Origin of the sequence: Bradyrhizobium sp. BR2003 (genome assembly GCF_009720285.1) — a bacterium.
Classification (GTDB): Bacteria; Pseudomonadota; Alphaproteobacteria; order Rhizobiales; family Xanthobacteraceae; genus Bradyrhizobium; species Bradyrhizobium elkanii.
Window position 1 is genome coordinate 103810 of record NZ_SMYJ01000015.1, and the last position, 12844, is coordinate 116653.

Genomic DNA, 12844 nt, shown 5'->3' on the forward strand with positions numbered 1-12844 from the left:
TATTTAGATCAGGGGATGATGGCAAGCCGCGAACTGGCCGGGCGCAACCACGCGCAGTTCCGGCACTTCGCTGGCGCAGCGCGCGTCGGCCCGCGGGCAGCGGGTGCGGAAGCGGCAGCCGGAGGGTGGCGCGATCGGCGACGGCGGCTCGCCGACCGGCACGCTTTGGGTCGGGCGGACATCCGGATCCGGCACCGGGATCGCCTCGATCAGCAGCGCGGTATAGGGATGCGCCGGCCGTGCAAACAGCTGCTCCGACGGGCCGACCTCGCAGAGCCGGCCGAGATACATCACCGCGACACGATCTGAGACCGCCTTCACCACGGCGAGGTCGTGGGCGATGAACAGCAGGGTCAGGCCGTAGCGCGCCTTCATCTCCTCCAGCAGATTGAGGATCTGGGCACGAATTGAAACGTCGAGCGCGGACACCGGCTCGTCGCAGATCACGAATTCCGGATTGAGCACCAGCGAGCGGGCGATGCAGATGCGCTGGCATTGACCACCGGAGAATTCATGCGGCAGGCGTCCGCTCACCAGCGCCGGATCGAGGCCGACCGCCGACAGCACGTCGCTGACGCGCCGCCGACGTTCCTCGGGATCATTGACGCCCGCGATCACCAGCGGCTCGGCGACGATGTCGCCGATCCGCCGCCGCGGATTGAGCGAGGCAATCGGGTCCTGGAAGATCAGCTGCACGCGCCGGCGCATCTTGCGCAGCGCCTCGCCCTTCAGGGAGGTGAGATCGTGCCCGTCGAACAGCACTTTGCCGGAGACGGCCTGGCGCAGTTGCAGCACGGCGCGGCCGAGCGTGGACTTGCCGCAGCCGGATTCGCCGACCAGCCCCAGCGTCTCGCCGCGCGCGATCTCGAGGCTGACATCGGAGACGGCATGGATGGTCTTGCCGCCGACCGAATATTCGACGACGAGGTTTTCCACCTTCATCAGCGGATCGGGTGCGGCCTGCAGCATCATGCGCCGACCCCGGCGGTGATCGGATGGAAGCAGGCGTAGAGATGCTCCGGCGTCTCCGCCCGGCTGAGCTGCGGCTTCTCCGCGCCGCAGCGCTCCGCGGAATAGCGGCAGCGCGGCGAGAACGAGCAGCCCTTGAGCGGCCGGGTCGGGTCGGGCGGCCGTCCCGAAATCGCCGGCAACGGTGTATGCGGCGCGACGTCGAGCTTCGGCAACGCGGCGAGCAGCGCCTCGGTGTAGGGCATCCGCATCTGCTTGAACAAGGCCGGCGTCGGCGCGCGTTCGACGACGCGCCCGGCATACATCACCGCGACCTCGTCGGTACGGCCGGCGACCACGCCGAGGTCATGCGTGATGATGATCATCGCCATGTGACGGCGCTCCTGCTCGCGCGCCAGGAGATCGAGGATCTGGGCCTGGATCGTGACGTCGAGCGCGGTGGTCGGCTCGTCGGCGATCAGGAGCTGCGGCTCGCAGGACAGCGCCACCGCGATCGCGACGCGCTGGCGCATGCCGCCGGAGAGCTGGTGCGGATATTGCGCCAGGCGCTGCTCGGGCGCGGGAATGCCGACCGCCGCCAACAGTTCGATGCTGCGCTGCCGGGCCTCGGCCAGATCGAGCTCGAGATGTTCCACAATGGTCTCGATCAGCTGTGTGCCGATGGTCAGCACCGGATTGAGCGAGGTCATCGGGTCCTGGAACACGACCGCGAGCGAGCGACCGCGCAGCTTGCGCAATTTCTCCGCCGGCAGTTTCGTCAGATCCTGCCCGTCGAACATCACGCGGCCGGACAGTTTCGCCTTCTTGGGCAGCAGTTGCAGGATCGCGCGCGACAGCATGGTCTTGCCGCACCCGGACTCGCCGACGATGCCGAGCGTCCTGCCGGCGCCGACGGCGAGATCGACGTGATCGACTGCCCGCAGATTGCCGCGCGGCGTCGGCAGGTCGACCACCGCATTCTCGACCGAGAGCAGCGTCCGGCTCATAGCGCCCCCTGCCTGGGATCGGTCAGTGCGCGCATCGTATCGCCGATCAGGTTGAACGAAAGCACGGTCAGGAACATCGCGATCGCCGGAATGAAGGCGAGCCGCGGCGCCACATCGAGGCTTTCACGGCCCTCCCCGATCATGCTGCCCCAGCTCGAGATCGGCGGCGGCACGCCGAGGCCGAGGAACGACAGCGACCCCTCGACCACGATGGTGACGGCGACGCCGAGCAGGAAGAAGGCGAGCAGCGGCAGCATCACATTGGGCAGCAGCTCGCGCAGCAGGATGCGCGCATGCGTGGCGCCGAGCGCCTGCGCCGCGATGACGAATTCGCGCCGCGCCAGCGACAAGGTCGCCGCCCGCGCCACCCGCATGAAGGCGGGAATGCCGAGCACGCCGAGGATGCAGGTCAGATTGAAGATCGACTGGCCGAGATAGGCGGTGACCGCAAGCGCCAGGATCAGCGGCGGGAACGCCAGCAGCACGTCCATGCTGCCGACCACGAAGGATTCGAACCGGCCGCGGAAATAGCCCGCGAGCATGCCGAGCGCGCCGCCGATGGTGACACCGATCATCGGTGCGCAGAGGCCGACGATCAGCGAGATGCGCGCGCCATAGATCAGCCGCGACAGCTCGTCACGGCCGAGACCGTCGGTGCCGAGCCAATGCTCGGCCGAGATCAGCGCCCGCCGCTCCAGCATGTCCATGTCGGTGGGGCTCGGCAGCGGCAGCAGGTCGGCAAAGATCGCGACCGCGAACACCAGCGCCATCCAGCCGATCGCGATCCAGAACAGCATGCCGAGCCCGCGGCGACGCCGGGCCGGCGTCGCACCGGCCTCTTCCTCGAGGCTGAGCTCAAGCGTGGCCATGGCGGATCCTCGGATCGAGAAGGGCGTAGAGCATGTCGACGACGAAGTTCATGATCACGAAGCCCGCGGCAACCAGCAGCACCACGCCCTGCAGGATGATCAGATCGCGGGTATAGATCGCGCCGACCAGGAGGCGGCCGATCCCCGGCAAGGCGAAAATCGACTCGACGATGACGGCGCCGCCGATCAGGCGGCCGATATTGATGCCGGTGATGGTGACGAGCGTCAGCGACGACGGCTTCAGCGCGTGCACGAACAGGATGCGCGACGGCTTGAGGCCCTTCGCCTTGGCGAGCGCGATATAGTCCTCCTGCAGCGCCGCGATCATGTCGGAGCGCAGCACGCGCATGATGCCCGGCCATTCCGCGAGCCCGAGGGTCAGCGCCGGCAGCACCATGAAACGCAGATTGGCGACCGGGTCCTCGGTGAACGGCACATAGCCGGTCGCCGGCAGCAGGCGCAGCTCGACCGCAAACAGGTAGATCAGCAGGATCGCGGACAGGAAGGTCGGCACCGACAGCATGCCGAACGCCGAGCCGGTCATGAAGCGGTCGAACGCGCTGCCGGCCTTGGCCGCGCAGGCGATCGCGAGCGGCACGCCGATCGCAAGCCCGATCAGCTCGGCCAGGATCATCAGCTCGAACGAGATCGGGACGCGTTCGCTGACCGCCTGCAACACGGTCTGCCCGGTGCGAAAGGATCGTCCGAAATCACCCTGCAGGATGTGCCACAGCCAGCCGAGATAGCGCAGCCAGATCGGCTGATCGAGCCCCATGTCGTGACGCAGGGCTGCGACGTTCTCGGGCGTCGCCTGGTCGCCGAGGATCACGTAGGCCAGATCGCCGGGCAACAGCGAGGCGATCACGAAGGTCAGCACCGAGACCGCGATCAGCACCGGTACAAGGTACAGCAGCCTGCGCGCGACGAAGAACAGCATGAAAGGCTATTCCTTCCAGGCGTAGGAGACGTCGAGCACCCCGTTGAACATCTTCGGCACGCCCTTCACCTTCGCGCTCGAGATCGCGTAGTAGGTGTTCTGAAAGGTCCAGAACCAGATCGCCTCCTTGTTGATCAGTCGGCTGATCGCGCAGTAGTCCTCGGTACGCTGGGCAACGTCGGCGGTGGTTCGTGCATGCTCCAGCAGCCGGTCCAGCTCCGGATTGGAGTAGTTCGCCAGCGCCACCGGGCTGCCGGTGTGGAAATTGGCGTACATCTGCGGATCGGGATCGGCGAGATCGACGATGCGCCACGGCGTCAGCTGGAACTGGCGCATGAAGGCGCGCGGCGGAATGGTCGCCTGATCGACCTGCTCGATCTCCATATTGGCGCCGATGCGCTTCCAGAATTGCTGCAACACCTGACCACCGGTGCGGCCGCGCGGCGTCGCCGTGACCAGCATCTTGAATTCGACCGGCTTGCCGTAATCCTTGATCAACGCCTTGGCCTTTTCGACATCGTAGGGCAACGCGCCGTCATCCTTGCACTTCACCCAGGAGCCGTCGCCATAGGGATTGCTGGCCGGTCGCGCCAGGCCATTGGTGATCGCTTGCGACATCTTCGTGCGGTCGAGCGCCATCACCAGTGCCTGGCGCACGCGCACGTCGTCGAACGGCGGGACCTTGGTGTTGAAGGCGGCGACTGCAGCCCCCGAGCCTTGATAGGTATGCACGGTTAGACTGGTGTCCTTGCGCGCCTTGATAATGTTGTCGGCGTCGGCCTCGTCGTCCCAGATGATGTCGGCCTCGCCCGATTGCAGCGAGGCAAAGCGCGACTGCGCATCCGGCAGCGGCTTTAAGATGATGCGATCGAGATAGGGCTTGCCCTTGTCCCAGTAGTCCGGATTCTTCTCCAGCAGCATGCGGTCGCCGGCGGTCCAGGATTTCAGGATGTAGGGTCCAGTGCCGACCGGGTTGCGGTTGTAGTCGTCGCCTTTGGTCTTCCATGCGGTTGGCGACTGCATGACGTTGTTAGAGCTCTGGATCGATTGGGTCGCCGGGAAGTTCACCGACGGATCGCTGAAATTGTAGACCACCGTGAGGTCATCGACCGCCTGCACACTGATGATGCTCGTGATGTAGAAGGCGCAGCGGCACTTGTTGGCCGGGTCCTTCTGGCGGTCGAAGTTCTCCTTCACCGCCTGCGCATTGAACGGCGTGCCATCGTGGAATTTCACGCCCGGCCGCAGCTTGATGGTCCAGGTCTTGAAGTCGTCGGAATGCGTCCACGACAGCGCAAGCTTCGGCTTCGGCTCGCCCTTGTCGTCGAGCGTCGTCAGCGTGTCGAAGATCGCGGCCGCGGCGGTGTTGGCCGACGTGTCGTAAACGCCGACCTTGAGCGGATCGAAGCCCGGAATGTCCAGTTCCTGGCCGACGGTGAGCGTGCCGCCCTGCTTCTGCGCATGGGCGGGTGCAGCGGACATCGCCCCACCTAATCCCGCCACAAGAAATATGCGCGCAACTGCGCGCGCGCGCCCGACCAGCTTCATCAATGCTCCCTCCCAGGTGGGCGACGTCCGGTGTTCCGGATCGTCGTCTGTTGGGCGGCAGATTGTCCGGAATCGCCGCGCGCGACAAGACCGTAATACGGATGAAAAGCCGCAGGGCGATCACGATGCGATCTCGTGAGCTCGCATCGTGATCTGATCTACGTGTTTGAGCATGATCTTTCGGAAAACCGGTACCCACTTTGTGCGAACGCGCCCTCCGGGTCCAGCTCTAACTACGCGCCGTCTTCGCCGGTTGCGCTGCGAAGCCTGCGATCTGATCCTCGGAGAGGCCGATCTCCTTCAGATAGGACAGTGTGTGCTCGCCGAGCGTCGACATCCGCTTGCGCGCACCGACTGTCGCGCCGGACATGCGGAACGGCAGATTGAGCACCTTGAAACTGCCGCCGCCGTCCGCAACCTCGGCCAGCGCGCCGCGATGGGCGATTTGCGGATCGGCAAGCGCCTCGCGCACGGTGCGATAGGCCGACGACGGCACGCCATACTCATTGAGCGCGGCAAGGCAGGCCTGCGTGCTGATCGAGCGCGACCACGCCTCCACGCCCTCCATCAGGCCCGCCCAATTGTCCCGTCGATCGGAATATTTGGCGAAGCGCGGATCGGACACCCAATCGGGACGGCCGATCACCTGCATCAGGTTCTGGAACGTCTTCTCGCTGGCGATCGCCACCATCACGTAGCCGTCGGTGGTTTCGATCGGGCCGAACATCGGGCGCTGGGTTTGCTTCACCTCGAATTGCGACCATTGCAACTCGTTCAGGGTCAGGCTCAGCATCGATTCCAGCATCGAGACGTCGATGTGCTGTCCCTTGCCGCTGGCGGCGCGCTGGTAGAGCGCCGCCGAGATCGCACCGAAGGCGTAGACGCCGGTCAGCACGTCGGCGTGGTAGATGCCGCAATAGTCCGGCCGGCTGCGTCCCGGCTGATAGGCGAGATGCGCCATCTCGTAACCTGAGGCGGCATGGATCACCGGCGCATAGGCCGGCAATTCCGCCGACGGGCCGGTCTGACCGTAGCCGGAGATCGAGCAGAAGATCAGCTTCGGATTGATGTCGCGGACCGAGGCGTAATCGAGCTTCAGCCGCCGCATCACGCCGGGACGGAAATTCTCCACCAGCACGTCGGCGGTGGCGATCAGCCGGCGCACGGCTTCGACGCCGGCCGGCGACTTCAGGTCGAGCACCAGGCTGTTCTTGCCGATATTGAGCTGGCCGAACGCCGTCGAGCAATTGTTGCGCACCGGCGGCCGCGTCCGCATCGTCTCGCCTTCGGCGGGCTCGATCTTGATCACCTCGGCGCCCATGTCGGCGAGCATCCGCGTGCAATGAGGTCCGGCGATCGTAGTCGAAAAATCGAGCACACGAAGGCCGTCGAAGCTCCGTGTCAAATTCCCCTCATCGTCAGCGGGTATGGTCGTCGGCAAGGCTTCCTCCACCTTCGTCATTGGTTGTTCGGCGTCGCGTGACCCTAAAGTGAGCCGCCCTGGCAGGAAAGCGTCTCGTCCAAACCGGGAGCGCGGGCCGTCTTGCATTTTACTCAAAGGCAGATTGGACCCGATCTTGCATAGCCATGTCACGGGCTGGAACGAGGGCGCTTGTTGAAGGTCTTATTCGTCACGACGGAGATGGACGATTTTGTCCGCGTGGGCGGGCTCGCCGCCGTTTCCGCTGCCCTTCCGCGGGCGCTCCGCCCGTGGAGCGACGTCAGGATCATGCTTCCCGGCTACCGGGATGTGGTCGAACAGTTCACGCATATTGAAATCGTTGGGCAATGCCCAGCGCTCGCCGAGATGCCGGCCTGCATGCTCGGACGTGCGTCGACCAGGGACGGACTTCCGGTCTACGTGCTGCTGTGCCCGCAACTCTACGAGAGGCCGGGCAATCCCTATGGCGATGAGTCCGGCCGCGACTGGCCCGACAACGACATCCGCTTCGGCCGCTTTGCCTCGGCCGCTGCCGAACTTGCAGCCGGGATGCTGGACAAGAATTGGGCAGCGGACCTCGTACACGCCAACGATTGGCAGGCCGCGCTCACACCGGCCTACCTCGCCTGGCGCGGCGCGCGGATTCCATCGATCCTGACCATCCACAATCTCGCCTATCAGGGCCTGTTTCCGAAGGACTCGCTGCGGCGGATCGGCGCACCGGAGAGCTCGTTCCACATCGACGGGCTGGAGTTCTACGACAAGCTCTCCTTCCTCAAGGGCGGCCTCGTCTACGCCTCGCATCTGACCACGGTCAGCGCGACCTATGCCAGGGAGATCACGACCGCGGAGCTCGGCTGCGGCCTGGAAGGCCTGCTCCGCGTGCGCTCCGATGCCGATCAGCTGACCGGCATCCTGAACGGCATCGACGAAAGCTGGGATCCGCGCCGTTGCGCGCAGCTCGCACAGCCGTTCGGCTCCGGCGACTGGAAGGGCAAGCAGGCCAACGCCGACTATGTCCGCCGCCAGTTCGGGCTTGCGGTCTCGCGCGGGCCGATCTTTGGCCTCGTCGCACGCCTCGTGCATCAGAAGGGCGTCGACCTCGTGCTATCCGCCGCCGACGAGATCATCAGGGACGGCGGGCAGATCGTCGTCACCGGCAGCGGCGAGCCCGCCATCGAGGATGCACTGGTGGCCGCGCATCGCCGCCGGCCCGATGCCATCGGCGTGATCATCGGCTTCAACGATGGGCAGGCGCGCCGGATCTTCGCCGGCAGCGATTTCACTTTGATGCCGTCGCGCTTCGAGCCCTGCGGCCTCAGCCAGATGTATGCGCAGCGCTTCGGCTCGCTGCCGATCGGCCACCAGACCGGCGGGCTTGCGGAAACCATCGCCGACGGCGAGACCGGCTTCCTGTTTGCGCAGCCGTCGGCGGAATCCTTCCTCGGCGGCGTCAGGCGCGCCTTCGACGCCTACCGCGCCAAGGACCGGCTCAACGCCATGCGCTCCAGCGCGATGGCCAAGTCCTACAGCTGGGACCTGTCGGCCGCCTGCTATGGCGCGCTCTACAAAAGGCTGGTCATGCCGCGCGTGATGGCGTAGGCGGCCCGCCTTACGGGCTTGTGAAGCCCGGCGGCTGTGGGATCCCACCGGCCCGGTAACAATCGGGTCATTGCACCGAACCTTTCAGGCGATCACGTCGCCCCACGGCTGGACGACGACGCATGCGTGAAATTGCGAATGATGACTTTTGGCCAAACGCGATTGCGATGGAGGAACATCATGGACGTCAACGAAGAGCGCCTCAATTCATTCATGGGAAAGATGATCGGCGATGTCGGCGCGGCGATGAATGCCTCGTTGATGCTGCTGGGCGACAAGCTCGGGCTCTACAGGGCTCTCGCGCAGGGCGGGCCGATGAATGCCGCAGCCCTGGCCAAGGCGACGGGAACGGCCGAGCGCTACATCCAGGAGTGGCTGTCGGCGCAGGCGGCTTCCGGCTACATCGAGTACGACAAGGCAACCGGAAAATTCTCGATGCTGCCCGAGCAGGCGCTCGCGCTGGCCGACGAGGATAGCCCGGTCTTCCTCGGCGCCGTCGGAAGCCTTGTCGGCGCGACCTTTCTCGATGAGCCAAAGATTACCGACGCCTTCAAGACCGGGAAGGGCGTCGGCTGGAACAGGCGCAGCGAGTGTCTGTTCTGCGGCACCGCCCGCTTCTTCCGCACCAGCTACAAGCACTATCTGGTCCAGGAATGGCTGCCGGCGCTCGAGGGCGTCGTCGACAAGCTGAAGAAAGGCGCTGTCGTCGCCGACGTCGGCTGCGGGCACGGCGTCTCGACGCGACTGATGGCGGAGGCGTTCCCGAAATCAACGTTCTACGGCTTCGACTATCACGACGGCTCGATCGAGGCGGCGCGGAAGTCCGCGCGGGAAGCGGGACTGTCGGACCGCGTTCATTTCGAAACGCACTCCGCCAAGACATTCCCAGCCAAGGGCTATGACCTCGTGTGCTTCTTCGACTGCCTGCACGACATGGGCGATCCGGTCGGCGCCCTCAAGCACACCCGCTCCACCCTCGCCGACGACGGCACCTGCATGCTGATCGAGCCGTTCGCGGGCGACCGGCTGGAGGACAACCTCAATCCGATCGGGCGCGTTTACTACGCGGCGTCGACGATGATCTGCACGCCGGCGTCGCTGGACCAGGAAGTCGGGCTCGCGCTCGGCGCGCAGGCCGGAGAGGCAAGACTGCGCGAGGTGGCACGCCAGGGCGGCTTCTCGCGGTTCCGCCGCGCCGCGGAAACGCCGTTCAACCTGATCCTGGAGGCTCGCCCGTAAGGCAGTCCAAGGCGCAGACGGCGGCATCACGCCGCCGTCTGCGCTCACCGTGATGGGCTGCCCGCCCCCGGCAGCGCCCCGCTACCAGTCCTGTTGCGATTGCCAGTAGTACTGGCCGCCGCGCCGGCGCGGGTTGGCGGCTTGAGGATTGCCAAAAATCTGAGGGCTACCGAACTGGGGAGCGCCGTATTGGGGGCTACCATAATTGGTCGGCGCCTGGGGATTCCAGCTGCGCTGATAGAAGAAGCCGAAACCGTCCTCGTCCCTGCTCGCAATCATGTCGTCGGTCATCATGGGCCGGGTCGGCTTGCGCGTGATGAAACCGCCCTGGGGCTGGTTGCTCAGCACGGCCACGAACTCGGTGCGATAGTTGGTCTCGGCGCTCAGCGGCTCGTCCGAGATGATGATCGAAGAGCGCGGCACGGCGGTCGGCGCGATGCGATCCAGCACATCCTGCGGGATGGTGATGCGGTCGAGCGCGTCCTTGGCGTTGTCTCCGTCGTCGATCGTCACCTGGGTCCAGCGCAGGCCGCCCGCGTCGTTGCGCGCCATCGCCGTGTAGATGTGCGTGCCGATCGGCTTGTCCGGATCGCGGATTGTGACGGGGACCTCGATGCTTGAATCGAACACCTCGCCGCCATCCGCCCATGGCTTGTGGGTGTTGCGGCGGACGTAAAGCTTCTGCGTCGCGCGGCTGATGTAGACGGACACCGGCTCGAGCGCGAGCTTCGCCTCGGTCGCCGCCTTCTGGGTATCGGCCTTCTTGGCCTCGGCCGCCTTGGCGGCGTCCTTGGCGGCGGCTGCGGCGTCGAGCTTCGGCTTGGCGTCACCCTGGGCGGCCTCGAACTGGGCGGTCGCTTCCGCGGCCTTGGCCACTGCCTTCTGCTTCAGATCCTCGGCGCGCGCCTTGGCCTGATCGGTCTTGGCCGCGGCGAGCGTCTTGTCGGCCAACGCAACCGCCGCGTCGGCACGGGTCTTGATCTGTTGCAATTTGCGCAGCGACGCCGGCGTGAACAGTGCGGCTTCCTTGGACGCGGCCACCGAAGCCTTCTTCGCCTCGTCGGCCGCCTTGGCCGCATCCGCGGCCTCGCGGGTAAGCTTTTCGGCACGCGCCGGCGCAGCCGCGATGGCTTGCGCGTTCGGCGCGAACAGCGCCGGGTGGGTGAAATCGACCGGGGCCGGATCGTTCGGCGCGATGATCACCCGCATCCCGATCCGGGTCTTGTCGAACAGCTTCTCGGCAAAATCGTAGGGCATCCGCACGCAGCCGTGCGAAGCCGCATATCCCGGGAGCGGCCCGCCATGCAGCGCGATGCCGTTCCAGGTGATGCGCTGCATGTTGGGCATCCAAGCATCGTCATAGAGGGTCGAGTGGTGGTCCTTGTCCTTCTCGATCAGCGCAAAGACGCCGGCCGGCGTCTCGCGTCCCTTGACGCCGCTCGACACCGGCGCGCGGTAGATCCAGCCCTCGGCGTCGTAGAACGTGACCTTCTGGGCCTTGATCGACACGATCGCCATGATCGGCTCGCCAGCGGTGCGCGGCGCGGTCGCCTCGACGGCTGCCGCGGGACGCTGCTCTTTCGCCGCGACGCCACCGGTCAGTGACGCAACTGTGACCATCGCCGCGAAAGTCACAAAGGCGGGACGTCCCCAACGCCGCATCGCTCCGGTGGTCTGCGCCGTCGTCGTTCGATTTACCATGCCGTTCCTCGGTCGAATGCCTGCGCGCGCTGCGTCAACCGTACCAGACCGCGATTTTAGATTGATTAATCGCCGCCACGGTTCAACGCGCGAACTCGCTCCTGGGGACCATCGGACTCGTTCCAGCAGCAAATCACTTATGCATTCACTCATATATGACGGCACATGCAGGAGGAAGGGTGCCGCGCAGCAAAACGGACCCGTAGCCGCATCCCTGGTCCGGTCGGTGGCGGCCAGTGGTGCCGCGATTGCGCCCTGCCATCATGCCGTCCGCCGCGTCTCCGGCATCACCAGCCAGATCACGAGCAGCCCGAACGCGGCGATGCCGGCGAGGCCCATGAAGGCGGTGCTGCTGCCGAGCTTGTCGCTGACATAGCCGGCCAGCACCGTGCTGAGCGACGCGCCTATGCCGACCGCGGTGCCGACAATGCCCTGCGCCAGGTTGAAATGGCCGCTGCCGAAGGCGACGTCGGCCACGATCAGCGGAACCATCACGCTGAAGACCGCCGCTGTGATGCCATCGAAAATCTGCACGATGACCAGCAGATAGGGATCTCGCACGGTTGCAAACAAAAGGCCGCGAACCGCCAGCGCCACGAATGCGATCAGGAGCAGCGGCCGCCGGCCCCGGATCTGGGCTATGCGGCCGACCGAGGGCGAGGACAAAGCGACGATCGCCTGCGGCACAATGATGCAGGCCGCGATCAGAACCGGAGCCCATTGGCTCGACCGTGTCGTCACCACGCCCGCCATCAGCGGCAGCATCGCGGCGTTGGCGAGTTGGAACAGCATCATCGCGCCGGCGAAGATCAACAGCGGCCGCTGCCGCACCAGCGCGAACACGCTGGTGGCGCGCTTGTCGGGCACCTCGCGTTTCACCTCACCATGGGCTTGTGCGATGTCGATCTCGCGCTCGCGGATCCGCGCCAGCGACAGCAGCGTCGGGATCGCCAGGATGAAGGTGACGAGGAACACCGATCGGCTCGACAGCAGATAGCCGCAGGCGCCCATCAGTGCCGCGGCCGAGCCGCTGCCGAGCGAGGCGAAGCGCGCGTTGCGGCCGAGCCGCTCGCCGATCGCAAGCGGCCCGACCAGGCCGAGGCTGATCGCGGCGATCGCCGGACCGAGCACGCAGCTCGCGAGCGCGTGCAGCGTCGCGGCGAGCGTCACCACGGGAAAGATCGGCCAGAGCGCGTAGGCCAGCGCGCTGGCGCCGATCGCGGCCACCGCACAGCCCGCGACGACCCGCTCCGAGCGCGCCGCATCGACGATCGCTCCACCGGGCATCTGGCCCAAGAGGCCGATGATGCCGCCGATCGAGAGCACGAAGCCGATCTCGACCTGGGTCCATTTCTGCGTCGTCAGATAGACCGCGACGAACGGGCCGAAGCCGGTCTGCACGTCGGCCAGGAAGAAGATGAACCAGTCGAGCCCGCGCTGGCTTTCCCGCGATGGCCCGCGCGGCTGCTCCGGAGTAGGCTGATCCGGGACAATTGACACAACGTTGGTGCTGCCGGCTGATCGTTCGCCACGATCGTCGCCAACCGTCTCG

10 protein-coding genes are annotated in these 12844 nt (G+C 65.9%); 2 read left to right on the forward strand and 8 right to left on the reverse strand.

The window, feature by feature from the left end; translation table 11 throughout:
• Positions 1–3: 3 nt before the first annotated feature.
• The 6 genes from E2I15_RS10395 to E2I15_RS10420 form a co-directional block, all read right to left on the reverse strand.
• Positions 4–972, reverse strand: a complete 969-nt coding sequence (locus E2I15_RS10395; protein ID WP_137477089.1) for an ABC transporter ATP-binding protein — start codon at positions 970–972, stop codon at positions 4–6.
• On the reverse strand, positions 969–1955 hold the full coding sequence (locus tag E2I15_RS10400) for an ABC transporter ATP-binding protein (protein WP_137477090.1): 987 nt from the start codon (positions 1953–1955) through the stop codon (positions 969–971). The genes E2I15_RS10395 and E2I15_RS10400 overlap by 4 nt, the downstream gene beginning before the upstream one ends.
• Positions 1952–2824, reverse strand: coding sequence for an ABC transporter permease (locus E2I15_RS10405; RefSeq protein ID WP_137477091.1), 873 nt, complete (start codon positions 2822–2824; stop codon positions 1952–1954). Before E2I15_RS10405 ends, E2I15_RS10400 begins: the two co-directional genes overlap by 4 nt.
• Positions 2811–3761, reverse strand: coding sequence for an ABC transporter permease (locus tag E2I15_RS10410; protein WP_016846520.1), 951 nt, complete (start codon positions 3759–3761; stop codon positions 2811–2813). The genes E2I15_RS10405 and E2I15_RS10410 overlap by 14 nt, the downstream gene beginning before the upstream one ends.
• 6 nt (positions 3762–3767) lie before the next feature.
• Positions 3768–5243 carry an ABC transporter substrate-binding protein gene (locus E2I15_RS10415; protein WP_246667934.1) on the reverse strand — a complete coding sequence of 492 codons (1476 nt, stop codon included), beginning with the start codon at positions 5241–5243 and terminating at the stop codon, positions 3768–3770.
• Between the two features lie 295 nt (positions 5244–5538).
• The gene (locus tag E2I15_RS10420; protein ID WP_137477093.1) at positions 5539–6771 is read right to left on the reverse strand and encodes a CaiB/BaiF CoA transferase family protein; all 1233 of its coding nucleotides are present in this window, start codon (positions 6769–6771) and stop codon (positions 5539–5541) included.
• Positions 6772–6924: 153 nt separating this feature from the next.
• Between E2I15_RS10420 and glgA the strand changes: the two genes are divergently transcribed.
• On the forward strand, positions 6925–8352 hold the full coding sequence (glgA, locus tag E2I15_RS10425) for a glycogen synthase GlgA (RefSeq protein WP_137477094.1): 1428 nt from the start codon (positions 6925–6927) through the stop codon (positions 8350–8352).
• 180 nt (positions 8353–8532) lie between these two features.
• Entirely contained in the window at positions 8533–9591 is a 1059-nt protein-coding gene (locus tag E2I15_RS10430; protein WP_170991415.1) for a class I SAM-dependent methyltransferase, read from the forward strand.
• 81 nt (positions 9592–9672) lie between these two features.
• On the opposite strand, the gene E2I15_RS10435 is transcribed toward E2I15_RS10430, so the two are convergent.
• A complete protein-coding gene (locus E2I15_RS10435) occupies positions 9673–11292 on the reverse strand; it encodes a L,D-transpeptidase (RefSeq protein WP_137477096.1) in 1620 nt (539 codons plus the stop codon).
• Between the two features lie 261 nt (positions 11293–11553).
• The gene (locus tag E2I15_RS10440; RefSeq protein ID WP_137477097.1) at positions 11554–12792 is read right to left on the reverse strand and encodes an MFS transporter; all 1239 of its coding nucleotides are present in this window, start codon (positions 12790–12792) and stop codon (positions 11554–11556) included.
• Between the last annotated feature and the right edge of the window lie 52 nt (positions 12793–12844).